This window comes from Carnobacterium maltaromaticum DSM 20342 (assembly GCF_000744945.1).
Classification (GTDB): Bacteria; Bacillota; Bacilli; order Lactobacillales; family Carnobacteriaceae; genus Carnobacterium; species Carnobacterium maltaromaticum.
On record NZ_JQMX01000001.1, the window covers coordinates 1,017,255 to 1,042,309 of the forward strand.

General features: G+C 32.6%; 34 protein-coding genes. 3 read left to right on the top strand and 31 right to left on the bottom strand.

Translation table 11 applies throughout. The features are described 5' to 3' along the window. Positions 1-141 precede the first annotated feature (141 nt). The 4 genes from BR77_RS04805 to BR77_RS04820 all read right to left on the bottom strand — a co-directional run bounded on the left by BR77_RS04805 (position 142) and on the right by BR77_RS04820 (position 3,744). Positions 142-1,623 carry an ABC transporter ATP-binding protein gene (locus BR77_RS04805; RefSeq protein ID WP_015076051.1) on the bottom strand — a complete coding sequence of 494 codons (1,482 nt, stop codon included), beginning with the start codon at positions 1,621-1,623 and terminating at the stop codon, positions 142-144. A gap of 145 nt (positions 1,624-1,768) precedes the next feature. Beyond that, entirely contained in the window at positions 1,769-2,455 is a 687-nt protein-coding gene (locus BR77_RS18260; protein WP_051926663.1) for an energy-coupling factor transporter transmembrane component T family protein, read from the bottom strand. Positions 2,456-2,489: 34 nt separating this feature from the next. Continuing rightward, entirely contained in the window at positions 2,490-3,104 is a 615-nt protein-coding gene (locus BR77_RS04815; RefSeq protein WP_010050391.1) for an MptD family putative ECF transporter S component, read from the bottom strand. A gap of 118 nt (positions 3,105-3,222) precedes the next feature. Continuing rightward, the gene (locus tag BR77_RS04820) at positions 3,223-3,744 is read right to left on the bottom strand and encodes a GNAT family N-acetyltransferase (protein ID WP_035064105.1); all 522 of its coding nucleotides are present in this window, start codon (positions 3,742-3,744) and stop codon (positions 3,223-3,225) included. A gap of 163 nt (positions 3,745-3,907) precedes the next feature. Here BR77_RS04820 and BR77_RS04825 point away from each other — a divergent pair, with 163 nt between their 5' ends. Beyond that, on the top strand, positions 3,908-4,378 hold the full coding sequence (locus BR77_RS04825) for a GNAT family N-acetyltransferase (protein ID WP_010050386.1): 471 nt from the start codon (positions 3,908-3,910) through the stop codon (positions 4,376-4,378). Positions 4,379-4,464: 86 nt separating this feature from the next. Here BR77_RS04825 and BR77_RS04830 read toward each other — a convergent pair whose 3' ends face one another. Next, a complete protein-coding gene (locus tag BR77_RS04830; protein ID WP_010050385.1) occupies positions 4,465-5,064 on the bottom strand; it encodes a hypothetical protein in 600 nt (199 codons plus the stop codon). 355 nt (positions 5,065-5,419) lie between these two features. Beyond that, positions 5,420-6,727, bottom strand: a complete 1,308-nt coding sequence (locus BR77_RS04835; RefSeq protein WP_236700879.1) for a hypothetical protein — start codon at positions 6,725-6,727, stop codon at positions 5,420-5,422. Positions 6,728-6,884: 157 nt separating this feature from the next. On the opposite strand from BR77_RS04835, the gene BR77_RS04840 reads away from it, so the two are divergent. After that, on the top strand, positions 6,885-8,204 hold the full coding sequence (locus BR77_RS04840; RefSeq protein ID WP_015076361.1) for an IS1380 family transposase: 1,320 nt from the start codon (positions 6,885-6,887) through the stop codon (positions 8,202-8,204). 193 nt (positions 8,205-8,397) lie between these two features. On the opposite strand, the gene BR77_RS04845 is transcribed toward BR77_RS04840, so the two are convergent. The 21 genes from BR77_RS04845 to BR77_RS04935 all read right to left on the bottom strand — a co-directional run bounded on the left by BR77_RS04845 (position 8,398) and on the right by BR77_RS04935 (position 20,847). Beyond that, a complete protein-coding gene (locus BR77_RS04845; protein ID WP_236700866.1) occupies positions 8,398-9,138 on the bottom strand; it encodes a J domain-containing protein in 741 nt (246 codons plus the stop codon). After that, on the bottom strand, positions 9,135-10,829 hold the full coding sequence (locus tag BR77_RS04850) for an Hsp70 family protein (protein ID WP_015076043.1): 1,695 nt from the start codon (positions 10,827-10,829) through the stop codon (positions 9,135-9,137). Before BR77_RS04850 ends, BR77_RS04845 begins: the two co-directional genes overlap by 4 nt. Positions 10,830-10,988: 159 nt before the next feature. Further along, positions 10,989-11,360, bottom strand: a complete 372-nt coding sequence (locus BR77_RS04855) for a hypothetical protein (protein ID WP_035064107.1) — start codon at positions 11,358-11,360, stop codon at positions 10,989-10,991. A gap of 86 nt (positions 11,361-11,446) precedes the next feature. Further along, positions 11,447-11,989, bottom strand: coding sequence for a hypothetical protein (locus BR77_RS04860; RefSeq protein WP_035064110.1), 543 nt, complete (start codon positions 11,987-11,989; stop codon positions 11,447-11,449). Between the two features lie 12 nt (positions 11,990-12,001). Further along, positions 12,002-12,520, bottom strand: a complete 519-nt coding sequence (locus BR77_RS04865; protein WP_015076040.1) for a hypothetical protein — start codon at positions 12,518-12,520, stop codon at positions 12,002-12,004. A gap of 341 nt (positions 12,521-12,861) precedes the next feature. Beyond that, a complete protein-coding gene (locus BR77_RS04870; RefSeq protein ID WP_015076039.1) occupies positions 12,862-13,311 on the bottom strand; it encodes a hypothetical protein in 450 nt (149 codons plus the stop codon). 456 nt (positions 13,312-13,767) lie between these two features. Beyond that, on the bottom strand, positions 13,768-14,121 hold the full coding sequence (locus tag BR77_RS04875; protein ID WP_015076037.1) for a hypothetical protein: 354 nt from the start codon (positions 14,119-14,121) through the stop codon (positions 13,768-13,770). Positions 14,122-14,169: 48 nt separating this feature from the next. After that, on the bottom strand, positions 14,170-14,355 hold the full coding sequence (locus tag BR77_RS04880; protein WP_035064115.1) for a hypothetical protein: 186 nt from the start codon (positions 14,353-14,355) through the stop codon (positions 14,170-14,172). Between the two features lie 287 nt (positions 14,356-14,642). Continuing rightward, the gene (locus BR77_RS18975; RefSeq protein ID WP_185751402.1) at positions 14,643-14,852 is read right to left on the bottom strand and encodes a hypothetical protein; all 210 of its coding nucleotides are present in this window, start codon (positions 14,850-14,852) and stop codon (positions 14,643-14,645) included. After that, positions 14,849-15,043, bottom strand: a complete 195-nt coding sequence (locus tag BR77_RS04890) for a hypothetical protein (protein WP_015076034.1) — start codon at positions 15,041-15,043, stop codon at positions 14,849-14,851. The genes BR77_RS18975 and BR77_RS04890 overlap by 4 nt, the downstream gene beginning before the upstream one ends. A gap of 297 nt (positions 15,044-15,340) precedes the next feature. Continuing rightward, positions 15,341-15,712 (bottom strand): hypothetical protein, encoded by a 372-nt coding sequence (locus tag BR77_RS04895; protein WP_080639137.1) that lies wholly within the window; start codon positions 15,710-15,712, stop codon positions 15,341-15,343. A 500-nt stretch (positions 15,713-16,212) separates the two neighbouring features. Then, positions 16,213-16,362 (bottom strand): hypothetical protein, encoded by a 150-nt coding sequence (locus BR77_RS19305; protein WP_015076032.1) that lies wholly within the window; start codon positions 16,360-16,362, stop codon positions 16,213-16,215. A gap of 146 nt (positions 16,363-16,508) precedes the next feature. Continuing rightward, entirely contained in the window at positions 16,509-17,066 is a 558-nt protein-coding gene (locus tag BR77_RS04900) for a T6SS immunity protein Tdi1 domain-containing protein (RefSeq protein WP_015076031.1), read from the bottom strand. A gap of 374 nt (positions 17,067-17,440) precedes the next feature. Then, positions 17,441-17,896 carry a hypothetical protein gene (locus BR77_RS04905; protein ID WP_015076030.1) on the bottom strand — a complete coding sequence of 152 codons (456 nt, stop codon included), beginning with the start codon at positions 17,894-17,896 and terminating at the stop codon, positions 17,441-17,443. Further along, entirely contained in the window at positions 17,886-18,041 is a 156-nt protein-coding gene (locus BR77_RS18985) for a hypothetical protein (RefSeq protein ID WP_015076029.1), read from the bottom strand. The genes BR77_RS04905 and BR77_RS18985 overlap by 11 nt, the downstream gene beginning before the upstream one ends. Continuing rightward, entirely contained in the window at positions 18,038-18,286 is a 249-nt protein-coding gene (locus BR77_RS04910) for a hypothetical protein (protein ID WP_015076028.1), read from the bottom strand. Before BR77_RS04910 ends, BR77_RS18985 begins: the two co-directional genes overlap by 4 nt. A 376-nt stretch (positions 18,287-18,662) precedes the next feature. Next, positions 18,663-18,872 (bottom strand): hypothetical protein, encoded by a 210-nt coding sequence (locus BR77_RS04915; RefSeq protein ID WP_015076026.1) that lies wholly within the window; start codon positions 18,870-18,872, stop codon positions 18,663-18,665. Positions 18,873-19,119: 247 nt separating this feature from the next. Continuing rightward, positions 19,120-19,314 (bottom strand): hypothetical protein, encoded by a 195-nt coding sequence (locus BR77_RS19310; protein WP_015076025.1) that lies wholly within the window; start codon positions 19,312-19,314, stop codon positions 19,120-19,122. Positions 19,315-19,536: 222 nt separating this feature from the next. After that, complete coding sequence (locus BR77_RS18990; RefSeq protein ID WP_035064119.1) at positions 19,537-19,725, bottom strand: hypothetical protein; 189 nt, start codon at positions 19,723-19,725, stop codon at positions 19,537-19,539. Between the two features lie 129 nt (positions 19,726-19,854). Further along, positions 19,855-20,568: an enhanced serine sensitivity protein SseB gene (locus tag BR77_RS04930; RefSeq protein WP_015076024.1), complete on the bottom strand. Its 714-nt coding sequence runs from the start codon at positions 20,566-20,568 to the stop codon at positions 19,855-19,857. Between the two features lie 15 nt (positions 20,569-20,583). Continuing rightward, positions 20,584-20,847 (bottom strand): hypothetical protein, encoded by a 264-nt coding sequence (locus BR77_RS04935; protein WP_016356389.1) that lies wholly within the window; start codon positions 20,845-20,847, stop codon positions 20,584-20,586. A gap of 216 nt (positions 20,848-21,063) precedes the next feature. Between BR77_RS04935 and BR77_RS18620 the strand changes: the two genes are divergently transcribed. Next, positions 21,064-22,205 (top strand): IS3 family transposase gene (locus BR77_RS18620; RefSeq protein ID WP_233463432.1). Its coding sequence is split into 2 segments (ribosomal slippage): positions 21,064-21,310 and positions 21,310-22,205, totalling 1,143 coding nucleotides; the frame shifts between segments, so codons are not numbered across the junction. Between the two features lie 24 nt (positions 22,206-22,229). Here the strand turns inward: BR77_RS18620 and BR77_RS04950 are convergent. The 4 genes from BR77_RS04950 to BR77_RS04965 form a co-directional block, all read right to left on the bottom strand. Next, positions 22,230-23,576, bottom strand: coding sequence for a hypothetical protein (locus BR77_RS04950; RefSeq protein ID WP_236700902.1), 1,347 nt, complete (start codon positions 23,574-23,576; stop codon positions 22,230-22,232). A 16-nt stretch (positions 23,577-23,592) separates the two neighbouring features. After that, positions 23,593-23,901 carry a hypothetical protein gene (locus BR77_RS04955; protein ID WP_015076021.1) on the bottom strand — a complete coding sequence of 103 codons (309 nt, stop codon included), beginning with the start codon at positions 23,899-23,901 and terminating at the stop codon, positions 23,593-23,595. An 88-nt stretch (positions 23,902-23,989) separates the two neighbouring features. Continuing rightward, positions 23,990-24,724 carry a DUF5081 family protein gene (locus tag BR77_RS04960; RefSeq protein ID WP_015076020.1) on the bottom strand — a complete coding sequence of 245 codons (735 nt, stop codon included), beginning with the start codon at positions 24,722-24,724 and terminating at the stop codon, positions 23,990-23,992. Then, on the bottom strand, positions 24,724-25,023 hold the full coding sequence (locus BR77_RS04965) for a WXG100 family type VII secretion target (protein WP_010050372.1): 300 nt from the start codon (positions 25,021-25,023) through the stop codon (positions 24,724-24,726). Before BR77_RS04965 ends, BR77_RS04960 begins: the two co-directional genes overlap by 1 nt. Positions 25,024-25,055 lie beyond the last annotated feature (32 nt).

The following is a 25,055-nucleotide window of genomic DNA, read 5'->3' on the forward strand; positions in this document are numbered from 1 at the left end:
ATTCTAACGATTTCTATTTCTAAAAGCAAGAATGAAAACTTAGTCTTTATGGAAAACTCATTGATTTATCGGTTATTTGTGACTACTTTATGACAATAAAAAAACCAAAAACAAGAGGAAAATTCCCTTTATTTTTGGTTTTTAACTGTGGGTTATCCCCAACATATTTTCTTGAACTTCCGTGGCTGTCAGCTTATTTAAAGGATAATCAGCCTGTAAACCACCATTAGAAAAATACAGTACGCGTTCAACAGCTTGATTTAAAAATTCAAAATCATGAGTAATGATTAAAAAACTTGTACCTTTAGCAGCGGTTTGCTTAATAACTGAGACAATTCGCTTTAAGTTAGACCCATCTAATCCAGCTGTTGGTTCATCTAGAATAATCAATGGTGTTTCTTGCATTAAGGCTACTGCAATCGTTAAACGTTGCTTTTGCCCACCAGATAAAGAAGCGGGATGACGATGGCGGTATTCCCATAGACCTAAGGAAGTTAATAATTCTTTCGCCCGTTCTTGAATTAATTCACTCTTTTTTTGGCCAATCGTTAACTCTTCCAAAACACTAGCTGAGAACAATTGAAAATCAGCTTCTTGCATGACATACCAGGCTACTTTACTGCGTTTTTTAACTGGGATAGCTTGCCCTTTATATTTAAATTGACCTTGTTTTTCTTTTAATAATCCTGTTAAAGTTTTCGCTAGCGTACTTTTCCCCGCTCCATTTTTTCCAATGATGGCCACAATTTCACCAGCACCAATATGAGTCGTTAAATTTTCTAATACCGGCTGCTTCACTTTAGGAAAACCAACACTTAAGCTTTCTAATTCAAAGCCTGAAGATAAATCCATTACTTTTTTTGGTATTTCTGGGACATCTTTCCAAGCCAATACAGGACTACGTAAACCATAATCAACTAACTCTTCCTCTGTAAGATTTCGCCAGTCAGCCTGAGAAAAAATCCGTTCCATTTTTCCCTCTCGCAAATAGACGGCTCGGTCAATTAATTCATTTAAGTAATACAATCTGTGCTCTGCGATAACAATCGTATGTCCCTTTGCTTTCCATTGCGTTAAAATATCTTGCAATTCAAGTGTGGCTTTACTATCAAGATTGGCAGAAGGTTCATCTAATAAATAGATTTGCTGATCCGCAACTCGAATAGAAGCAATTGCCACTTTTTGCTTTTCACCACTAGATAATTGAATCACCTGGTGCTCCAGCAAATGTTCAATTCCCACCTCTAAGCTAGCACGAGTAACTCGCTCTTTAATTTCAGCTGTAGGCAAACCATAGTTCTCACAAAAAAAAGCAATCTCATCTTTGACAATTGGCGCAAAAAACTGACTACGAGGATCTTGAAAGACACTGCCCAATTCCTTAGCTAATTCCCAAGAATTCAAATCTGATATTTCTTTCCCTGCAACTTCAACAGTTCCCGTCCGGACACCACCAAAAAAATAAGGAATCAAGCCATTGATAATTCTAGTCAACGTTGTTTTTCCTCCGCCACTCGGACCCGTTAATAAAATAAACTCACCTTTTTTTATGGCTAAATCAACTTGATTTAATAGCGGTTCCTCGGCTTTATAAGCAAAATCAACTTGCTCTAATTTTATCATCTCGACACCTCCTGAATAAAAAGTTTGTTGAGCCGTTTAGGCCTGGCAGAAAAATAGAAAATTCCAAGAAAAGTAGCTCTTTACTTTTTTGGGAATTTATCTTTTTTCCGAAGGGCTGGCTCATAAGAACTGGCTTTTTTCTTTTTCAGCCTACATATAGTAACACAACAACAACTATCACTAACGCCAGACAAACAAATCTATCTGCTATACTAAATTTAATTTCTCGTAAAGAACTTCTTGCCGCAGGATTTTCAATTCCTCTTGTAACAGCCGCCATTGAAATATCATCGGCAATCGTTAAACTTCGTATTACTAAAGGAACCAATAAGTATTCAAAAGTCAATAATGGGTGACGCCAAATATTCCAGACAGTCGGAGAAATTCCCCGTAAACGCATCACATCTAAAATAGCTCCCGTTTCTTGTCTTATCGTCGGCAAAAACCGCAATCCAACGGCTAATGGGATTAAAATCGCTCGTGGCATATAACATTTTTGCAGTGTCGCAATCAACTCACCTGGTGGAGTCTTAGATAAAACAATTCCACCAAGCAATAAAGGAATCGTTCGTACGACAAAGTACGCAAAAAAAGCAAAAGTTGCCATAATGACAGAATCTTCATAACCAAAAGCAAAGCGTTGAAAGAAATTTGTAAAAATAAATGCAATTGTGATATAAGGTAATACTTTTCTTTCTCCAGCTAGATAGCTATAGCCAAGTAAAAAGAGAAATAATAGGATTAAACCAAAATCTGAGATAAAAAAAATAAAAAAACCAGAGACTAGAACGACTAAGGTTTTGGTTCGTGCGTCTAACTTAATCGATTCCATCCTCATCGTCTCCCCTGGTTCTACTAATTTCATTTTAAAGTTTCACTGTGCCAGCTGGAACAAAATGCTTATGCAATAATTTCCAACCAACTAAACAACCGGCTGCTGCACCAATAAAGGCTAAACCGCCAATAACTACTAACCACATTGGGCTATAATAATACTCTAACATCAAGGCTAAACGCTCAGCACTTGGACTATGTGGTGCTTTTTCCATCATATACTTCGCACCTAACATCACAAACAATAATGGACCATGTAAGGCATTAAATGTTGAGAAGATTGACCAAGATAATGTTGTTCTTCCTAAACTACGGTAACTTGTATCTGCAGGCGTCATAGCCAACTCAGCTAATAAAGCGGCCGGAATAAAAATTAATAATACGTGGGGAACCCCCATCACTACATACATTAATGAACGTAAAATGGCATTTAAGAAAGCTACGCCGCGTTTAGCTACGCGAAAAGATAAAAGCATATAGATTGGTGCACAAAAGAATGCACTTAAAGCTCCAGATATTATAATAGACAATCCGCCAGTCGCCAAACGACCAACCATTGAGACAATTAGACCAAAGAAAATAATTAAAATACTCATAATACCGATTGTAACTAGATCACGAACTGTTAATTTAGATGATTGTTTCATTGTTTCATTCCTCTCTACTTAATTAATAGTAATTATAAACTGACTAGCTTAACTAACTGATTTCAAAAAGCTAGACACCATACTATCATAGCTTTTCCTTACTCATTTAGCAAGAGTTTTATGACTTTAATTGAGAATCATACTCAAAATGATAAACGACTTCATCGCCACCTAAAAGCTCTTCCCCAGTCTTATGAAAGCCTAATTTTTGCAAAATATGTTGCGATTTCCGATGATTTTGATAGGTCTTAGCCACAATTTTTAAAATAGGATAATTTACCAACCACTGAATAAAAGACTGACTTGCTTCAGTAGCATATCCATTTCCACTGTACTCATCAACAATTCCATAGCCAATTTCGGCAATCCCAGTTTTCCCAGGATTTCCTTGGGCACTTAATTCCCCTATGATGGTTTGATTTTCTTTTAATACAACTAAGTAAGTCCATTCTTCCATTTCTGGATTCGCCTTCAATTCATCCAAAACAAATGGCAAATAAAAAAAGAATTCTACTCCAGGCCACTGCTTGGCAACTTGAAAACCAGACACTTCTGTAAGTTTATCATCGCCTATTAATGTAGCTTCCAGAAAAGCTATTTTATAAGGTACTAATAGGAGATGGTCCGTTTCTATCATCATGCTTGCACCACTTTCTCCTTCTATTATAAAGGAACTTCTATTATCGCATAAATTGAAACAAAATGCTGTTTCTTTTTTACTTCGATCCTCTGTTTTTAAATAGCCCCTTTCAATGATTTATGTTAAACTAAGATGCACAATTTAGTTAAGGAAGGTGAATCCAATGAAAATTAATGAAACAAGAGATGCCAAATTGATGGGTTTACTTGGCAAAACCATGCAAGATAAACACATTGAGCTTTATCCTGATTTTTTTAAACCCTATGATGCTGAAGCCGTAACAAAAAGCTTTATTGACTATTTTAAGAATCCTAAACAACGGGTCTATTTGTGGCAAGATGAGAACAATCAAGATGCGATTGCAGCCTACCTTTGGCTAGAAGAAGAACAAATGCCAGAAAACGTTTATCGCTATGGCTATACACGTTTATATTTACATCATATTTTAATTATGCCTAGCTACCAAGGACAAGGCTTAAGTCAAGAATTGCTGAAATTTGCTGACACTTATGCAAAAGAACATGACATCCAACATGTTGAATTGCATTATTGGCCAAATAACGGTATAGCTAAGCACACGTATCAAAAATATGGCTATGAAGTTTATACTGAAATTGCACAGAAACGAATTTAAATAGAAAAATGATAGACTAGATGAATTTTTACGTTCAACTTGTCTATCATTTTTTAGTTTGTTCTATTAGTTTACTATCTTAATTTTTATTTAGCCTCAAACGGAAGACTTGAATGTTGCAATTGTATTTTCAACACGCCATCTGAATCTAAATAGTATCCAAATGTGTATTCTACTTCTGTTTCTTCACCAGTTTCTGCAGAAGTAAAGTAATATAAACCAGATGCAAGTGCTGAATCAGAATCTATAATTGTTGCTTCATTTTCAAATCGTACGTTAGACCAAGGTGCTAAGGCAAAGCCTTCATCTTCTTCATGCGCACCACCAACAAAGTATGACAACGCATCTTCTTTAGTTAATCTAAAATTCTCTTCACTGGTTTTCGTGGGTTTAAAAAGAACAACCCCATCTTGAAAGCCATAACGATCATCAATCATCTTAGAAGCTTCTTCTTCGTAATCATTTCCCTCTTGATACGCTTTTCCAATTGCCACTAATCCATCTGCCCACTTTTGTTGAGCCTCATTAACCATTTCTTCTGTGATTTTTGTTTCTGCTTTTGTGTCTGTTTCAGATGTTTGAGATACTTGATTTTCCGCCTCATTTTGAGTCGTTGCTTCTGGGCTACACCCCGCTAATGTTATCATTGTTAAAAATCCTAATGACGCTAATCCTAATTTTTTCATTGTATCTCATCCCCTATGCATATTATTTTTATCGAATAGAAACAATTAGTTTTAACTGTTTTTCGATATAATTAACTATACATGTAACTTTTTTATATTAAAAGGGGTACAAAACATTCTTAAGAAAAACGCTAAAAAATATTATAATTACCATTCGTAATAAATTATACAAATATATATATCCATGTCTTTAAACTATAAACTATTAAAATAAGAGGACTTTTATAGAAGGAACATCCGTTACTTAAAATATATTGATTTTAGGAATATAAAAGAACAATGATTTACTCTATCCGTAACAATCAGATTCAAAATTCTTTTGCTAATTATTAATAAATTTCATTATTTCCCGTTTTTAAAATGTATAAAAATTTTCTTTTTCCTCACAATTATCATAAACAAATTGTCGTTCAGCTAAATCTAACTGCTCCCAACCACCAGAATAAATATGCTCTAATCGTCCGTCCCTATCAAAACTTAAAATATACCTATGTTCACCATTATTATCGTTGACAACAATTGCCACACGCCCGTCACTAAATTTAGATAGTTGCCACGAGGCTTCATCATAACCATTAGTTGCTCCTGAAGCATTTTTTTCTAATACTCCATATAGCTCTTTCGTTACATACTCTGAATTCACTTGTAAACTTTCTTTTTGATTTTCGGAAAGTAAATAATCCATCACAAAAAAGTTTGTGCTTGTTTCTGGACGCACATGAATATCTTCAACTAATGCTTGAAATTCTGCAGTTGACGTCTCTGTCCAACCCTTTGCTAGAACATTCATAATTTTATCATTCTCATCTATTTGTAAAAGATAACTTTGCTCAAAAGAATAGGTAATGAGTTGAGCTTTACCAAAATCGACTATATAATCGCTCTGTATTCTGAACTCTGTAAAGTCGGCTCTTGGAAACGCTGGAGCATCATTGATATGTTCTAGGAAAAAGGCTTTAGCAACCTCAGCAACCGATTGATCAATAAACATTTGACGTTTTTCAGCATCATTCGTCATTAAAAAATAATAGATAAACTTTTGGTCATCTAATAATGTTGCTTCATCTACTGGTTCAGATTCGTTGTTAGTTTCCTCTTCTGTTCCCCCACTATTTTCTTGAAATTTTTCTCTATATTCTTTATGAATACTAGAAAAATCATTTCTACTTTGTAGATACTTTACAAAATCAGGATCTGGTTCTTGTTTTTTAGTTTGCGTAATACCCGCAATAAAAATTCCGGTAACCACAAATACAGCCAACCAAATAACCACATTATAACTCTGTTTCTTCTCTTTTTTTTCTTTCACTTCAACATCAACAGTTTTTTTAACGGCAAATATTTTTTTCTGAACAATCACAGAATACACATTTGGCAAATTTTTCCAAATTTGTACTGCTGTATTTTGGTCACCATTGTAATCATAAATATAACCTGTCATTAAGTAAGCTAATTCAGTTGGAATATAGTAATCATGCCATGCATTTAAAAATTTTTGATCCAAACCGCTTTTAGTCGTAATCGCTTGATAATACATATCAATAAAAATGGTCACTTCATTGTCAGATTGATTCTCTTTCGCTCTAATTAGGTAACTATCCAGTTCATGAATATATTCTTCTGGCTGCCATTTTGGATTCAATTCTTTTTTAACTAGATACAATATATCCTGAATAATTCATAGAATTTCTGATACTCTATTAAAAGCCTATTAACGCGCGGTTCTTCTTTTCTTTTTCCGCACCCTTTGGGTGTACAAAAAGAACCCCAATCTGCTATGGTTAAAGTGACTAAACTAAACCAAGAAAGGGGTTCTCTCAATGGCTACATTACAGGAAAAACACGTAAAATTCAACTCTAAAATGGTGGTGTCAAACACCGGTGGTAATCTTTCGTCGGATGCCGGTCTCATCTTGGTGAAGGAATTCATGGATTCGCTTGGATTTTATTCGTTCGCGAAGCAATTCCTCCACTTCAATGAGGACCGTATTTATTGGACTCATGACAACATCTCCCTGCTCGAACAGCTGCTCTTCCAGTTGATTGCCGGATATTCCGCGGATTCATCCGCCAATCTCTTGAAGGAAGATCCCATTTTTCGGTTGGTTTTGGATAAGGAAGCCATCGCCTCCCAGGCCTCACTATCCCGCTTCTGGGACCGGATCAGCGAGGAGAACATTGCACAGTTTCAGGAACTGAACCAAGCCATGCTGGACAAGGTCCGCATGGAACGGAACAATACCCAAATGATCATCGATTTAGATTCCACACATTCGGATACGTTCGGGAACCAAGAAAAGACTGAGTACAATGCCCATTACGGCACACAGGGCTATCATCCGTTGGTGGCCTTCGATGGCCTCACGGGAGACTTTCTGAAAGCAGAACTTCGTTCTGGCAATGTGTATACGTCAAAAGGTGTAAAAGATTTTCTGGCACCGATGCTCGCACATTACTGTCAAGTCCTTCCCTGCACTGATATTTTGGTCCGGGGAGACAGCGGCTTTGCGACGCCCGAGGTCTATGATACATGTGAATCCAACGGAAGTTTCTATGTCATCCGCCTGAAATCAAATAAAGTCGTGGAAAAACTAGCGGAATCCTATGTCCTGGTTGGGGACAACCATTCCTGGGATGAAAGGGAAGTCCACCACTATTCCGCGTTCTATCAAGCCAATAGCTGGCCCCAAAAACGTCGAATCTGTATCAAATCGACTCGGGAAGCGAATCAGCTGGTGTTCAGTCACGAGTACGTGGTCACTAATTTTCACGAGGAATTATCCGCGAAAACCATCTTCCAGATTTACCATAAACGTGGCACCATGGAGAACTTCATCAAGGAAGCGAAAAATGGGTTCTATTTCGACAAGACGGATAGCTCAAGCTTCTTGGAAAATCATGCGCGGATGATGGTAAGCCTGTTGGCTTACAACCTGGTCAACTTCATGAAGACCATCTGTCTACCTGAAAAGGAAGCGACATTCCAAGTCGACACATTGCGGCTCCGCCTGTTCAAGGTGTCGGGTAAATTAGTCCACAGTGGCCGAAGATTGCTTTTACGGATGAGCTCCTATCATGTCTATCAAGACTTGTTTTATCAGTTACTGGATAAAATCCAGCAACTCAGTTGGCAAGCGTAAAATAGCAATCAGCTTTTAAAAAGACATGGAATCACTAAGGGATTCGTGCGCCCAAAAACAGCTCCAGATTCCCTATCTTCGTTAAAAAAACAAAAGGAAATCTGTTTTCGCAAGTACAAACCGGTTGAAAAAAGAAAATTCAACTCAAATCGATGTATAAACGTTATTTTCCCAAAAAAATTAGATCTATGAATTATTCAGGTATATATAAATTGATTAAATCGGTATCCTTTTCATTTAATTTGATAGCGACAGAATATAATTCTGTTATATTTTCATCTTTTAGGTCTGTAGTCAATTTTTGATAAATTGTGTAGCGTAAACGGCAAAATTCAAAAATCGATTCTTCTGTCATTCCAGAAAAAGTAGCAAAAGAAAAATTAGGTACATTGATAATCTGATGGCTTACTACTCTAAAATAACTAGTTAACGAATCACTAGCAACCTCTTCCGTCTCAGTGATCAACTCAAAATTATTAATTAAGAACCGAATGATTTTTTTAGGGATAAAAATGTACCAATCAATTAAAAAGCGCATCATAAATTCACGATACTGAACATATTCAGGAATGGTCCAATTTTCCTTATCTTTCAGAAGCAACTCCCATTCAGTAATTTTCTGCCTACGTTCATTTGTTTTAATTAAACTTACTACTGCTTCAATAAAAGTTGGCAATTGAGAGTGATTTCCTTCTTTTTCTGCATGAAATTCCTGAGTAGCTTCAACTTTAGGCAGAACCACATGCCTACTTTCTTGTGATTCTGCATTTCCAGACTTAGCCCATTTAACGGCTAAGTCGTAGGCCTCTTTTAAAGCTTGAAATTCTGCATCGTTTCCAGCTTTTAAAACTATTTTCATTTTTTTAGCATACGCTTTTTTTATTTGTTTTAAATCAGTTGTTCGCTCTATTTCTAACTGCTCCCAAATGCTCATAATTGAAAATTCTCTTCTAGTTTATTTAGCAACTTATTCAATTCACTACTCGCTTTGCGCGTTTCTTTTTCATCTTGTTTACGCAAGACTGCTTCAAAATTACCGATTAAGTACTGAATGTACTCTCGTTTTTCACCAATTGATTCGGCATATAACCGTTCGGCTCTTGCCAACAGCAATCTTGTTTCTGCTCGATCCAAAGGATGAATTTTTAAACTTTCCAATTTTTTCAGTCGATTTTCAATCTCTATTTGACTTAACTGACCTGGTGTATTTTCAATCACAATACGATTTGTTTTTTTCGTACGTGGTACCGTAACGATTACTTCTAGTATGCCATCATGATCGTATGTAAATCGAACATCTACTGGCTCTCCTTTAGGTACCTTTGGCATCTTGATTTCCACTGATCCAATTTTCAAATTATCTTTCACTAGTCGATTTTCACCCTGATAAATATCAAATACAATAGCTTGTTGGTTATCATAAACCGTACAAAATGTTTGTATTTTACTAACGGGAACTGTAGTATTCCGTTCAATAATAGGTGAAAAATAACCATCTCGATAATCATTCTCCATAAACCGAGACGTATTGACACCTAGTGTGTGTCCACAAACATCTGTTAAAATCATTTCTTCCAGCATCTCTTTATTTTCCTTTAAGGCACTTTGAATCGTTGCTCCAACACCAACTGCTTCATCTGGATTAATTTGTGTAAAGGGTAGCTTGCCTAGAAGCTTACTGACAAAACTACGAATTGTCGTTGATTTCGTCGCACCACCAATTAAAATAATGCGATCAATTTCGTCTAACTTGATTCCTGAGTCATTTAAAACGCGAATAATCGGCGCGCGTAATTTAGCTAATAATGGCTGACAAATACTCCTAAATCGCTCTTCTGTCAGTTGATAGGTATATTCTTTTTCATCTAAAACAAACTCAAATTGTTGCGGTGTCGTTGGGGATAGCTCTTTCTTAATCATTTCTATTTTTTTATAAAGACTCGCTTCTATTTCAGCTGGCAATACTTGTTGATCCAATTTATTTTCAGCTAAGCAATCTTTTAAGATAGCATAAGTAAAATCTTCCCCGCCTAAACGATTATCACCAGCTATCGCTTCTACTTGCATGATGCCTTCAAACATCTCTAACAAAGAAACATCAAATGTTCCTCCACCTAAATCAATGACCAAAATTCGACTATCTTCTTCTAGTCGATGAATACCATAAGCCATCGCTGCTGCAGTTGGCTCGCTAATTAAATGATTAACCTCCAAACCTGCTAAATTCGCCGCCTCAATCGTCACTGCTCGTTGAACATTGTTAAAATAGGCTGGAACACTAATAATCGCATGATGACATTCTTCATTTAACGTACGTTCAGCATTTTGTTTTAATTTTTTCAGTAAAAGAGTTGAGAGTTCTACAGGTGTAAATGAATATGTACCCATTTTATAAATTTTTTCCGTTCCCATAAAACGTTTAAACGTTGCTGCTGTCAATTGTGGATGAGTCATCAGACGCTCTTTCGCAATTTGTCCCACTAATATTTCTTGATTATCATCAACGCTGATAATCGATGGCGTTAATACTTCGCCAAATTCATTTTCAATTAAAACAGCTGATTCTCCATTCCAATAGCCAACTAAACTATTAGAAGTTCCTAAATCAATACCAATTGTTGCCATGTTATTCCCTACTTTCCTTTTTATCTCTTTTAATTATAACATGGACTATATTTTTATTTATATTCTTTTTTATCGGTTTTGTGGTAATTTGTTAATGACCTTTATTAAAATACCTCCTCTAATTTTTTAGTAAAAGTTAGAGGAGGTAGATTTTATTTATCACTCATTTATTTCAAGTTTAAACCAATTTTTATTTGAATAGACCATTACTGCGATACAAGCTATTAACCCTGCGAAACTGAATAGGATCAATTGGCTAGCAAGCCCTGCAAAAACTAATAGTAAAGCTCCAATATAGAGATATAAAGCTGTCTGATTGATTTTAACCTCGATTTTTGAATTGGGTTTAACTACTGTATCTTGGCTACCAAAAAACCATTTTTTTACTCTTATTTTTGAATCTTCTGTTTCTGTTGAAATTACTATTTCTTCATTATTTTTTAGTTTATTGACTTTCTTATCGTTGACAAGGACATCAATTTTTGATGTGCCTCCCATAACTCCTGTTGCTCTTTTAATTGAAATACTCATTTTTATTTGCTCCTTATTATCTTTACTTAAGTGGATAATTTATCTATATAGATTTCTTTTAAAAGATAGATTTGTTGCTATTACTTTTAATATGCTATTCTATTTTCTTGTAACTCACCAGTTGAAATATCTAAAATAAAATTTTTCTGATCACGACCAAATTTATCAGTGTTTTCTGCGTCTCCATTACAAACAATTAATATATTATTTTTTGTTTCTTCAAAATATGCGAGCTGAAACCCTTTTGGTTTATTTACTTCATGTAAGAATTCATTTTTTAAATCAACAAAAAATGCTTCATTTTCATTTGCTTTATACATGATTAGTATGATTCCTTTGGACAAATAAAACCCAACATTTTCTAAATTAGTAACATTTTCTTCATACATTTTATTATTGTAATTCCATCGTATTTTTCCATTTTTTTTGTGGAATTCTAATGATAAATTCCCTAAAAAATCAAAATAATAAACATTTTCCGTTACAAAATCATTCCCAGTTTGAACAAAAACCTGATTATTAATTTTGTCAATTGAACAAAAAATAATATTATCTAATTTTTTTTTCACTTTTTTTTCATTAATGAACCATTCTACTTTATTGCTATCAAAACAAAATCCATTTAACATTATATCCCTCCATCATTTTAATGGTTTTACATTTATTATATTTAAGTAATCCATCATATTTTTTTCTCTGTCAAACAAAATTTGTACTTGATCTGCTCCGCCATTTAAATACGTATTAGTAGTCAAATCAACTTGCGGCCCTACTGGACCTTTTAAAATAGGAATTTCTGCTCCTTCTTTTACTTCGTACAGCACAACTTTACCAACATCAGGCTTCCATTCTTGTTTTACAGCAAGATTATTTCTAACGTATTCAATATCTTCAATAGTATTTGGGGTTGTACCAAATCTTCCTGGCGAACTTGCTGGTTGATTACTTGATAAAGCCATTTCAAATTTCCCACCCGATTTTAAAGTTGCTTCATTAGGAACATAGCCATCTGGCCAGGGTGATTGCTCTTTAATTAATCTAAAGTAATCATCAATAGTAGACTTGGGATTAGCTTTCACAAAATCTTCCCAGGTCGTATTAGATCCGATACCAGCATTTCTCCAATATTCGTCATATCTCGCAGCTTCAATTGGATCCATGAAATCTCCAGAGTATTTAACATTACTTGCAATATTCCCAATGAAGTTGAATTAGCCATAATGCAGAAAATATAAAGAAATTAGCGGTAAAGTGGAAGAAAAAAACAATAAAAAAACCTTGGAAAAATTCAATAACTCTGAATTTTCCAAAGGTACTTTTTTTGTAAAAGAGAATTTTGTCACAGTAGCTTTGAAAATGAATTTTGATTGCTTATCACTTTTTTTCGAATACATGTTCTTCTGGCTCTAGCCCTCTTAGATTGATATTTATATTTCTCCTTAAGACTTTGTTCATTACTATGATAAGTTAATTTCATTATATAAGGATTTTATTTTTCAACTTATTTATTTTTAATTTGTTGCATCCATTCACTAAATATGTCATAAGAGGCTTTATCAGTATTAGAATAAATATTTTCATATTGATAGTGAGCATCTAATGAGTTGGAATTAACATTATAAACTAATTTCATCTCTGTTGGTACTGGCTGATTATATTTGGTACATATAGATATAATCTTCTGTAAATCTTGCACCCCTATTTTCAAAATAGCTCTTCTTCTTTCAATACTATCGTCTACTTTCATATTCAGACTTGATAATATTTTATTAACTTCATTTGTAGTAGCTATTTGTCCTTTTATTTCAAAAAAAACATTGAAAGTCAAAGAATTATTTTCATTTGAAGCATAAATATATATATTATCAGCCTTCGATTCAATATACTCCAGACATAATGAAACCATATCTGATTGTACCTCCATAAATTCATCTTCAAAGATTTTAGTCATTTTTCCCCTCCTAATTATGAATAAACTCATAAAAGTCTACCCCATCTATAGTATAGTTTACTTCAAAAGAAATTGACCGTAAAGAACTAGAATCATAATTGACAATAATATCTACCGTAACTTCTTTCCCTTGCTCTATTGCTTTTGCCAATGAACTATATAGCAGTACCTACCTCTTTACTTATAAGCTATTTTCCATTTTTTAGAGTTACTTTTTTAGGTTTATATTTATTAATAGCTCCGCTAGCTTTCTTTAGGCTGCGGCTTAAACACTAAAAATAGAAAAAGAAACGACAAAACTGAATCGCTTCTTTTTCAATATTAAATTTTTATCTAATAAATACAGCTAGCTTTTGTTAGCTATTGGCAACTTGATTAATAAGTACATGCTTACTAGTCAAGGCTTTATTACTTGATTATCAGTCTCGTAATGAAGTGCCTTTTTATTTTATTAAATTATTCTTCTTCTGATAAATTTTGCTCTCCTAAAGGAAGTAATTCTTTCAATTCCTCTTTCGTAAATAAATCTTGATTATTAGGAACTTTTATCAATAACTCTGGGAATTTTTTTATAAATTCTCGTACTCTCTCATTCTCTTCTTCTTCAGTTGTTTTCTTTGGACATAATCCAGTTTCAGAATATATCATTACTTCGTATGCATCATCTGATGACTTGAATGCTTTTTCCATCAACTCTTTTGTAATGGGAAAGAATGCAGGTTCACCAGTTATTCCTTTAGGAAAAGTTATTTGATATTCTCCATTTCTTTCTATTACTGCAAATCCATTTCCTTTATGAATTTTTTCCATTAAAATTCGTCCTCCTATTATTTAAATATATTTTTAACAATATATTCATCACTTATTTGTAAAGACTCCTGACTCCCAAAGTCCTTGCCATGCACCAGATTCATTTCCAGTAGGAACCTTTAATCCATCTACTTTATTAATATCCACTAAAATATGAGTATCACCCAAATAACCAGAATCAAGACTTATATTTAAAAGGAAATAATGGTTAGGAAAAAGTCCATTTTTGATCAAAAATTAGATTATTGCAAAATAATAAACAGGATGAAATAAACATTTACAAAAATGGATTTCACCCTATTTTTGTTATTTTGTCCCACCCTCTTTCCACACTTAATATTTATTCCTCTTAATATTTCTCATATTTAATTTAAAACATTAGAAGAATAGTTGCCATAATCATTAATAGCATTACAAATAAAATTACTTGCAAAAATTCATATCATTTTATTTAACTATTTCCATCTGTTCTAATACTCCATTTTTTTGATTTACTTCAAATCTTCTACCCATAAAATCAGTTACAAATAATGAACCATCTTTTTTATATCAATACCAACTAAAGGAGCGCAAATATATTCTGCATTTCCTTTAGGAATACTATTTTTTACTTGCCATTGAATCTCACCAAGTTTATTTATAGCATATATATTACTTGAAATATTATCATTTAATTCTAAATTAGGTGTAACAGACACTCTTACAAGTAAATAATTATCGTTTTCTTTCAATTCTGAAATTTCACTTTCAAATCAAACTGGATACCATCACAACTGCTGCTAAAGAGAGGACTTACTTCTCCTATTCTGAAGTTACTCCCTTTAGGAAGAGTCACCTCTCCAACACATTCTGGCAAATTAGGTAATGCAAATTTATCTTTAATTTGATCTGGCATAAGTCCTTTGATATCTTCAGCTTTCATGAGCCAACCACCCTGTAGTTAGGATTTTTACAATTCAAGATGGCCTCATTCAGCGAACACTATAATTATTCCAAATGAAAAAGAAAAAATTTATTTTGGCTCTGCCTAAATTGGATCTGCTTTTGTGCCTAATTTATTGATATTTCTCCAGTTAAAATCAACAGTGCATAATTCACCTTGGTCTATGTATTTTTAAATAACTAATCTCTTTATAGTAAACTGCTTACTATAAAGAAACCCAACACTAGACTAAAATATTGGGTTTACTTTATAATAAATTTATATAAAAGTTAAAAACTATACACTTCCATCATTTGTAATATACTTAATATCTTCATCTGTAAAGTCATTTCCTTCAAATATTGGATGACCGTTTGGATCTATAACTCCCAGCACTTTTTTATCTTTATCTGATACAATCAGTGTATAATCTTCCATGAGAAAATCATTTGGTGGTAAATCAACTTGAATTCTCCACACCGATCTGATATCATCTTCGTTATTATTAATTTTAAAAGTATAAGCCTCATCAAATAAAATACTATCTAAATTTATATTTACTACCCCTTCCATTTTTTCTCGCTTATGATACTCTTTCGCAATTTGTATTGCTTCTTCAGGTTGCAATAAAAAATCCATCGTTATTTCATTTGTTTTTCTATAGTGCATATGAAATTCATTATTTGCTTTTTTAATAATTCGTTTAACTCTTCTGAAGTTCTTTTATGCTGATCCACATTTTTCTCCTTACTTTAACTGACGGAACGTCCAGTTTGATTAAGTTCAACAATCATTTTTTTAAATTTTCTTCATATCGCGTCATAAAAATTCATCCTCTCATAGATAAGTTTAATATATTTCCGTCTCTACAAAAAGTTGTCTAAGATTTGATACTCACACCAACTTTTTCGTCTCACGATTGTTGTACATTGGATAGGATTATTTTACAATTTCCATTTTTCAGGGATTCCATTTTTTCACAAACTTTATACTTTCTTCCACTAAAATCTGTAGCATACAGAACCTCTTATTTTATGTTGATCAAAGTATAAACACCATCATCTCCAGTGGGTATTTTTCCTATTTGCCATAATTTTTACCACTTGAAGAAAAGTCATAGACATTATGATAGTCATCGAAAGTATATTTTTGCTTAACTGGCATATCTATTAATATATATAATCTCCATCTTCTCTCAAAGTTTGTATTGGATATGATACCTCTTGATCAAAAGGCCCTTGAAGCCAGTCGATTGTATACTCATCATTTTTTTTAACAATTGCAAAACCATTTCCTCGAATTATTTCTACCTTAATCATCCACCTTTCTTTATTCAAGTATATCTGTAAAATTATTCATACCAGTATTCTACTTAAATTGTTCTTGCTTTTTGAAATTTTTAAATAAAATTAGTACCTAATTATCTGTTACAGTTTAGCAAATAACTAGAAATATTCTTTTTTTATTATAAATCAACAGGTCCAACTAATTGTGAGATTAAAAATATGTACTTTTTTATTTTAACTTTATCTAAATTTTCAATTTTTTCTGAACCTCCTAGTCCTAACAAAGGAACATAGCCAAATGCTTCTTCATATTGAACCTCACCATATTTTTCAAGTGCTAGAAAGTATTGATCAGAATTTAAATAATCGGATAAAAAAACAGAATTTTCTTCCGATAAAGCTTGTAGAAAAAACTTCATTTTTACAGGCAATAGACTTATTATTCCTTTTCTATATTGTAAGAAGTATAATCGTTTATTATTTTCAATAATTAAATCAGCTAATCCGGTAGCAAATACTACCACTCCATTTTCAGTATATCTTAAGCTAGTAGTTTCAAATAATTCTTTATATTCATCTGGATTTACGGACTTAAAAAAACCATTGCAAAAATTCCCTAAACCATAATTTCCCCAAAATCCCATCATTTCCTCTGATATCTTTCCTAGATATCTTTCTTTTGTTTCTTTGGATATAACTTTCTCTTCTCTAAAATCTTTTAATACTTCAAATTGCATAATTAATTTTCACCCTTCCTACTTATTTAAATCCATTATTATATTTAAAAAGGTCTCTTTCAATTCTAATCCGATTGATAGATTTAGATAAATAAAACTCAATCTCTTTCCTAAAGTCATAAACTCAAAGACTTTTACATTTTCAACTCGTTTAAAGTTTTATTCAACACTATAAGACTGGTTACATTTTTCTTAATAAAGTTTACTGGCACTCCACCTAAATTACCTTCTGTTTTTCAAATTTTCTAAATAATTTAAACAGAAAAATGAAATACTTAAGCTTATAAATTATGTATAATTAAATGAACAACTATCACCCAAATTTAAATGCTTCAATTATTTAAATCTAGGTGACAGTCGTTCTATTAAAGTTACTATATCACATCTGATTTCCTAATTTCAGAAATAACGTTTTGTATTAAAAAATCTAAAAATTGAATTTCACGACTATTATTTTGATTATTTACAAATGCTACATATCTTTGGCTAGCCATCAAAACTACTCTTTCTTTCTCAAAAGAGTTATCAATTTTACTTTCGTCAAATAATTCTAACTTTCCTAGGGTTTGTCCTGAACTAATTAATAGAGAAGTAGCTGCCGTTTTTATACCTTCAATCATTCCTAAGCCAACTATAGGTTCTCTATCTTCAAAATAAAGGCTTACTGTTCCATCAAATGAACAAAATAAACTCATAGATTTATCCTTAATTTTGAAATCAATTAATGAAGCATATACTTGGTTTTCGCTTTCTAAATTTAAGTTTAGTTCTTCTGGCGCAACATTTAAGGCTTGATTTCGTAAATCATTGTATGCTATTTTATGATTCATTATTTTTCTTCACTGTTTTTAATTTTCCGTTTTTTGTTATTTTAAAAAAATCAAAATTATCATTCAAAATATCTTCCTTTAAAACCAAGACTGCCGTTTTTATATTACTTATCTCTAGACTATTCTTAATATCTTTATGGTTCATAAAAAATTAGAAAAATTCTCATTATTTTTTATTTTTATTGTAAACAAAAGGCGTTCATATTCAAAAACTATCTGATAGTCTTTACTAGGAAGATAATAAAATAACTTGAAAGCTCCCATCCCTGCAACATCATTAGAATATTTTTCTTCATTCAAATGTATTTCATCATAAAATACATTGCTAAATATTTCTTTAGTGTATTCCATAAACTTATTGTTAATAAATTCTTGTTTATCTAATGACATTCCAAACATCTCCTAACTTTTTAATTGCAAACACATAGCTTAACTTTTAGCTTCACCACATATAGTCTTCCCTTGTTAATTATTTTTCTATTTTATATTTGAATCCATAAGGTATACTACTGTTTTTCACCTCTTTAAAAACAATATTATTTTCTGGCATTCCCCTTCTAATGGCCATCACTGCTCCATATGTATTGCCAAGTTCTAGATTCATTTCCTGTGGAAATTCTTATTCCATCCAGTTTTATTAATATCTAATAAGGCTAGCTATCATAAAATTAAAAAAGAAATGATAAAGCAAAATCGCTTCTTCTTCAAATATTTCATTACTATACAATGACTTGATTACCAGTCTCGTGATAGAGTGCCTTTCTATTTAATCATTTTGTTTTATAAAGCTTTGAATTCCCTCGAAGATAACATCTCTTAGCGCTTCGGGATAATCAGTATAACCTTTCTTTTTCATAATTATATCCAATACTTGGGCCACATTACCATCAAGAATTATTGTAACCCCCGGTGTCAGTTCCCCAGTCTTTTCATTTTTAAATGTCTCTTTTATCATAGTCAATTTATCTTTTTGCATGATTTAATCCTTTCTAATTAAATAATTTGTACCTTTTTCTTCCCAATACCTATATCCAGTCCAATTATCAGGAATATATTCTTCAAAAAATATAGACTCAGGATAATTAGAATAAAAAATCTGATTATCAAAATCTATTAACAGGCTAGGGTTATAATTATATCTAGCTTCTGCCTTATTTTTACTAAGCTCTTTAAAAAAGTTTAGTTTTATAGAGTTTGTCGAGCTTCTATAGTTTTCTATATTTCTAAAAAAAAGCACTTGCCATATTTTTATTTAAAACGCTTATATTCCTCCTTTCTTCTGGATATTGCTCCGTTGAGTATCCAGCTTGATTATAATCTAAATACCATAATTCTGTATCGGTAATATACCAATTAAATGAGCATTTATATTTTACTCCTACAATAATATTTTCTGCATACACAGGTCCCTGTTGCATGGTATCTTATTCACCTCTTTCAATTTATTATTTTTGCATTTTGAGCATATTCCGCTAGCTTTCTATAGGCTGTAGCTTAAACACTAAAAATAGAAAAAGAAACGACAAAACTGAATCGCTTCTTTTTCAATGTTAAGACTTCATCCAATAAATACAGCTATCTTTTGTTAGCTAATGGCAACTTTTTTGTCTCACGATTGTTGTACATTAGATATAATTATTTTACAATTTCCATTTTTTCAGGGATTCCATTTTTTTACAAACCTTATACTTTCTTCCATTAAAATCTGTAGCATATAGAACCTCTTCTTCTATGTTAATAAAAGTATAAACATCATCATCTCCAATGGGTCTTTTTTCTATTTGCCATAATTTTTCACTACTAGAAGAAGTTCTTTCCAATAAATACAAGTTATTTATTGGAAACTAGATTAGTGATATCCTATCTTACTAACGTAGTTCTTATTATTCGATTACAACCGATTATTAACAGTAATATATTTTTTATTTTTAAATTATCTTTTTTATAAACTTAAGACTCTATTTTTCACATTCAAAAAACGGGGCGTATTGCTCTGTAATATTTCGACCTAATGGAGTATCTAAGGGTATTATATCAAGAATTTTCTCATCATCTAAAAATTTCACTATATGTTTACTAAGTTGAGAAAATACTGCTTCGATATTCTCTGTTTCAATAACTAGCAGTAAACTTATTTGATTTTTTTTCACCATTTGAAGTAAAAAAGCACTTCTTACAGAATTATCTTTTTTAAAGAAATCTATACACTTCTCAACGAATAAATACGGATAATCTTTAGGTACACCTAAAGAAACTTGATCGCCTTTCCGAATATCATCTTGAGGTTCTTCTGAAAAATTCAGATTTTCTCTGGATAACACTAAATTATCACTATATGGATTAATAACTATTCCGAATAAACTTAAATCAGACTCAAGTATATTAAAAAATTCTTTAAAGCTAAAAATAACTGATTGTACTTCTTTTGTATTATCAACGTTCAATTGAAAATTTTTCCAATCCGTAAATGCTGGTAAGTATTCTATTCCTTTCTCATCTATTATTTTTACGATTGATATTTTATTATTTTCTTTTATAATAGCAGGCAGTAAAAAATTGCTTTTCTGCATGTACTTGTGAAAATCTGTTTCTACTTGGTTTGAATGTTTTTCTTTTAAACTCTTTACTATCTCCAATAATTTGTTATTTTCTATCAAGTTTTGTTTATGCATACTACTATCTCCCTACTAAACTGTATTCTCAATATACTTTGATAACGTTTCTAACTCCTTTAAAATAACATTAGAATAATCCCCTGTATCATCCACAAAATTTCTTGACAAACTTTGAATATTAATTTTTATTTTTTTTATATTATTATCATTAATCGCATTTAATATCTGTTTAATTGCATTTTTAATTCGAACAATACTATAATTATTCTCCTCTTTAAATTTACTTTCTTCTATTAAATTTAATATTTCATGACATTGATTTACTATTTCATCCATATAGCACCCCCCCTATTTACTTGGAACAATTTTTGTATTAGTTATCCATTCAGAAGACCATCCCTGTGGTAATAAAATTTGATCTACACCACCAGAAAGTATAGTTCCTGTACTTTCAATTGTTTGTGGCGCAATGGATATATACTAATAAAGTAGACAGTATTTTTAATGGTATACTGTTTATAAGTAGACACTAAAACGAAAGGAATGATTCAAATGTCCAATTACAAAAAATATGATGAAGAATTTAAGAAAAGCCTTGTTAATCTTTACCATGGAGGTAAAACACAAACTTCGTTGTGTAAAGACTATGGCGTTTCCTTTACAGCGTTATCCCGCTGGGTAAAACAATATTCTGAAGTTCAAATTGAAGATGGTTCTATCCTTACTGCTAAACAGATTAAAGACTTACAGAAGAAAAATGCTTTATTAGAAGAGGAAAACCTCATCTTAAAAAAAGCGATTGCCATCTTCACGCCACACTCAAACAACGATTAGATGCGGTTCATTTATTACGTTTTGATCATTCTATTGTGCGCCTTTGTAGAGTCTTAAACGTAAATAGAAGTACCTATTATAAACACTTTGACCCAACTCCTGCTCCTAGAACTGTTGAAAATCAACAGCTTCGACAAACCATTTTTTCTATCTATATGGATTCTAAAAAACGATTAGGTGCTGCGAAAATAAAAGTTGTTCTTGAGCGTGATTTTGGAATTTTCATTAGTGTTGGGCGAGTGTACCGATTAATGAAATCAATGGATTTGCCAAAAATGTCTACAGCTAAGCCGAAATTTTTATATGCGAAACCAAAGGTTTCTTTAGCTTACTCAAATCACTTAAACCAACAATTCAATCCGACTGAACCGAATCGAGTTTGGACGAGCGATATTTCTTACATTCCTGTTAATAAAGGGTTTGTTTATCTCTGTGTCATTTTAGATTTATTTTCCAGGAAAATTATAGGATGGCGCGTTCGTCCAACTATGGAAGCTTCTTTAGTCCTTGAGACACTTGAAACAGCTGTGAATCAAAGAAATCCCAAAGAGCCTGTTCTATTCCATACAGATCGTGGAAGCCAATACTGTGCGACTAGTGTTCGTCAATTTTTAGACACACATAACCTCGTTCCATCTTATTCCAAAGCAGCTTACCCATGGGATAATGCCGTAAACGAGTCTTTTTTTAAATATATGAAAAAAGAAGAACTGAACCGCAGAACATTTAGAACAATCCAAGAAGTTGAACAATCTTCATTTGAATATATAGAGGGTTTTTACAATTCAAAACGCCCCCATTCAGCAAACAATATGATGACCCCGAATGAAAAAGAAAAAATCTATTTTGGGTCTATCTAAATTGTATCTATTTTTGTGTCTACTTTATTGACATCTGTCCACAACTTTCCCTATATTAAGCTGCTGGCCTTTCGGTATTGTAATTTCAATTTCATATTTTCTGCTGTTACCCCATTCTGGTAATAAAGCCGTATCGATTTTGGCATCTATTCTTGTTTTTGCTGGGGAAGTTGTTGCGTATCCACCAGTTTGTTTTGCTTTCCCTCCATATGTTCTATAAACTTTTACATCTTCCAAAGTTTCAACAGTCCTGTACTGACCGTCTGTAAAAGTTGCTTGTATCCAATCTGGTAGATTTGCTTTTTCAACTTCTATAACCTTAGAGTCTATTTTTGTACCATATTTACTGCTAACTGGCTGGACTCCTCTAATATCTGTACTGTTAAGTTTAACAGAATTTCCAAATTCTGTCACTCGACCATAAGAGCTTTTCCCAGAATTGGCTACCATATCTCCTAAATGCTGAACGGAGGTCGCACCTTCTCCTCCATATTTAATTTGGCTGGCTAATCGAACATTTTTACTAAATGAATTCAGCGCATAGAGTTCTGTACCTAACCCAACTCCGCCTAAGACTCCTCGGAACACTCGTTCACCTGTTCCTAATTCTCTTCCACTAACCCAGTCTTTTCCTGTAATTGCACTTCCTACCTCTAAACTACTCACTACAAGACCTAATGCCATTCCTGCTGGTGGAAAAGCGATAGAAGCAATGACAATCACTGCAGCTATCCCTAAATTCACCCACATTTCTTTTTTCATTTGCTTATCTTTTATAGAGGTGTATTCAAATGCACCTGTATTTAACATCGATTGTTTAAAATCTTCATACTTTATCTCTTTATCACCCTGGCTCAGTCTATACTGATCAAAATCTGCCTTCATCTTTTTCCCTAATGGACTAGAGTCGGAAAATAAATCATCTACTGTAATTTTATCTTTTGAGACAGTTTGCATTTCTTGCATACTTGAACTAGTAAAAACCAGCTCCTGCTTTGTTGCACCCGTAATATTTTTTGTTGAATACTTATTGATAGTCAAATCACGCATAGCTACTGCGTATTTATCGATTTCTTGATAGAATTTTTCATCAATGGTTTCATCGACTAAATCATGGGCTTTATTTGTAAAACCGTACAATACTTCCATTTTTTCATAAATTTCTTGATAAGTTGTTGTCCGATCTAAATGATGGAAACTAACGACTCCATCCTCATCTTTAGCACTGATTTTTTCTTCAGCTTTTTCTAAATTTTTAGTAATGTCTTTAAGATCATCAATCACACCTTTGCCCCAAGCGCCTTTTCCAACTACATTTCCAACACTTGAACGCATGGTTTCCCAACCACCACTACTTGTTTTTACATCCACCTAGTTCACCTCATTCCTATGTTAATTCTTGTTCACCTGTTATTTTAGCTGCTAATGCTTGATCTAAAGCCATTGCTTCTTCCATCGCCATCACAACCAGTTGGAACGCTCGATTATAATGTTGAGTGACTTCAAACGACTTATTCGTAATATCTTGATAGCTTGAAAAGACTTCTTTAGCTTTACCTTCTTTATAAAAAGAGCTAGATATAATTTTTTTGGCTGCCGCTTTCGCGTTGCCTTCAAATTCTTTATTGATCTGATCTAAATAGCTAGCTATTTTTTCCATTTCAGTTGGATTGACAAAGAATTTTTCTTTTCCCATTTTATTCTCTCCTTGTACTAAAATTTTGTCGAACCGAGTAGAGCTGATTCATAAGAACTAGACATCACTTACTAGAATAAATTCATCTCTATTCAGCTACTTGTTGTTCGCTAGCTGCTGCTCCATATGGAATAGCTAAACTATCAAAAACAAACTTCATCAACCAATATTGGCTTGCTCGATAGTATTTAGGTTCATTAAAATCAACGGCATATAATTCACCTTGGTCTTGATACATCAACCATTGTTCATGATATTCTGCAGAATCGACTTCTTCTTTATACAACTCACCTTTAAAGATTTCAATATTTAGTAAATTCGTTTTCAACTCTAACTTTTCAGCAATTCTTCTCTGAGAGTTTCGCATTTTTTTCAAAATAAACTCAGTTTCATCTTCTAATGGCTCCCTCTGTAACAAGGGAGATTCGTCAAATAAATTTTTTAATAAGACCAACTTATCTATAATTTTTAGCTGATACTTCTTATTGGCTTCCACTTCTACTAATAAAACTAAGTTTTCTTGATCATCTGGTAAAAAACCAACCATACAATTATTAATCCGAGTATATTGGCTACTGTTAATATAGCTGTTTAAAGCTGATAAAACATAGTATCCACCTTCTGTTAACGTTTCATCTTCACTCAGTATTCCTTTTTCTTGTAATGTCTCCCCTGCATCTTGCATCATTGTTGAATTTAACAATAATTGTACTTTTTTATCAGGCAAGCCAAAAACGGAACTTGTGCCACAAGCTTCTGCTAAAAGAAACAATTCTGAAACACTAAAACTATTTTCATTTATTATTTTTTCTTCAGTTTGCATCACAGACTCCTCACTTTCGCAGCTTCAGGTTGACTGTCAAAAGCAGCAATATTTTCTTTTAAATGATTGAAAGCCGTTGTCTGTAATTTTGTTGCAGCATATAAATCTTCATGATACTGTACAATAATATCCAAATAGGCCTCAAATGCATCGCGTGTTTCACCACTCCATTTTGCACCACCAACATAGTTTTTTAATTTTTTTGTTAAATCTAAGCTTGTTTTTACTGAATTTTTCAAATCATCAGCACCTTTACTTGCTTGTTCCAAAGATTCTCCTAAAATTTCTATTTTAGCCACGAGTTCTCCCTCTTTTCTTTTCACAAATTTTT

Bases quoted from the DNA above. Each gene is read 5' to 3' on its own strand.
- BR77_RS04805 (WP_015076051.1), bottom strand. From the start codon at position 1,623: ATGATAAAATTAGAGCAAGTTGATTTTGCTTATAAAGCCGAGGAACCG.
- BR77_RS18260 (WP_051926663.1), bottom strand. From the start codon at position 2,455: ATGGAATCGATTAAGTTAGACGCACGAACCAAAACCTTAGTCGTTCTA.
- BR77_RS04815 (WP_010050391.1), bottom strand. From the start codon at position 3,104: ATGAAACAATCATCTAAATTAACAGTTCGTGATCTAGTTACAATCGGT.
- BR77_RS04820 (WP_035064105.1), bottom strand. From the start codon at position 3,744: ATGATGATAGAAACGGACCATCTCCTATTAGTACCTTATAAAATAGCT.
- BR77_RS04825 (WP_010050386.1), top strand. From the start codon at position 3,908: ATGAAAATTAATGAAACAAGAGATGCCAAATTGATGGGTTTACTTGGC.
- BR77_RS04830 (WP_010050385.1), bottom strand. From the start codon at position 5,064: ATGAAAAAATTAGGATTAGCGTCATTAGGATTTTTAACAATGATAACA.
- BR77_RS04840 (WP_015076361.1), top strand. From the start codon at position 6,885: ATGGCTACATTACAGGAAAAACACGTAAAATTCAACTCTAAAATGGTG.
- BR77_RS04845 (WP_236700866.1), bottom strand. From the start codon at position 9,138: ATGAGCATTTGGGAGCAGTTAGAAATAGAGCGAACAACTGATTTAAAA.
- BR77_RS04850 (WP_015076043.1), bottom strand. From the start codon at position 10,829: ATGGCAACAATTGGTATTGATTTAGGAACTTCTAATAGTTTAGTTGGC.
- BR77_RS04855 (WP_035064107.1), bottom strand. From the start codon at position 11,360: ATGAGTATTTCAATTAAAAGAGCAACAGGAGTTATGGGAGGCACATCA.
- BR77_RS04860 (WP_035064110.1), bottom strand. From the start codon at position 11,989: ATGTTAAATGGATTTTGTTTTGATAGCAATAAAGTAGAATGGTTCATT.
- BR77_RS04865 (WP_015076040.1), bottom strand. From the start codon at position 12,520: ATGGATCCAATTGAAGCTGCGAGATATGACGAATATTGGAGAAATGCT.
- BR77_RS04870 (WP_015076039.1), bottom strand. From the start codon at position 13,311: ATGACTAAAATCTTTGAAGATGAATTTATGGAGGTACAATCAGATATG.
- BR77_RS04875 (WP_015076037.1), bottom strand. From the start codon at position 14,121: ATGGAAAAAATTCATAAAGGAAATGGATTTGCAGTAATAGAAAGAAAT.
- BR77_RS04890 (WP_015076034.1), bottom strand. From the start codon at position 15,043: ATGAAAGCTGAAGATATCAAAGGACTTATGCCAGATCAAATTAAAGAT.
- BR77_RS04895 (WP_080639137.1), bottom strand. From the start codon at position 15,712: ATGCACTATAGAAAAACAAATGAAATAACGATGGATTTTTTATTGCAA.
- BR77_RS19305 (WP_015076032.1), bottom strand. From the start codon at position 16,362: ATGATTAAGGTAGAAATAATTCGAGGAAATGGTTTTGCAATTGTTAAA.
- BR77_RS04900 (WP_015076031.1), bottom strand. From the start codon at position 17,066: ATGCAATTTGAAGTATTAAAAGATTTTAGAGAAGAGAAAGTTATATCC.
- BR77_RS04905 (WP_015076030.1), bottom strand. From the start codon at position 17,896: ATGAATCATAAAATAGCATACAATGATTTACGAAATCAAGCCTTAAAT.
- BR77_RS18985 (WP_015076029.1), bottom strand. From the start codon at position 18,041: ATGAACCATAAAGATATTAAGAATAGTCTAGAGATAAGTAATATAAAA.
- BR77_RS04910 (WP_015076028.1), bottom strand. From the start codon at position 18,286: ATGTCATTAGATAAACAAGAATTTATTAACAATAAGTTTATGGAATAC.
- BR77_RS04915 (WP_015076026.1), bottom strand. From the start codon at position 18,872: ATGCAAAAAGATAAATTGACTATGATAAAAGAGACATTTAAAAATGAA.
- BR77_RS19310 (WP_015076025.1), bottom strand. From the start codon at position 19,314: ATGCAACAGGGACCTGTGTATGCAGAAAATATTATTGTAGGAGTAAAA.
- BR77_RS04930 (WP_015076024.1), bottom strand. From the start codon at position 20,568: ATGCATAAACAAAACTTGATAGAAAATAACAAATTATTGGAGATAGTA.
- BR77_RS04935 (WP_016356389.1), bottom strand. From the start codon at position 20,847: ATGGATGAAATAGTAAATCAATGTCATGAAATATTAAATTTAATAGAA.
- BR77_RS04955 (WP_015076021.1), bottom strand. From the start codon at position 23,901: ATGGGAAAAGAAAAATTCTTTGTCAATCCAACTGAAATGGAAAAAATA.
- BR77_RS04960 (WP_015076020.1), bottom strand. From the start codon at position 24,724: ATGCAAACTGAAGAAAAAATAATAAATGAAAATAGTTTTAGTGTTTCA.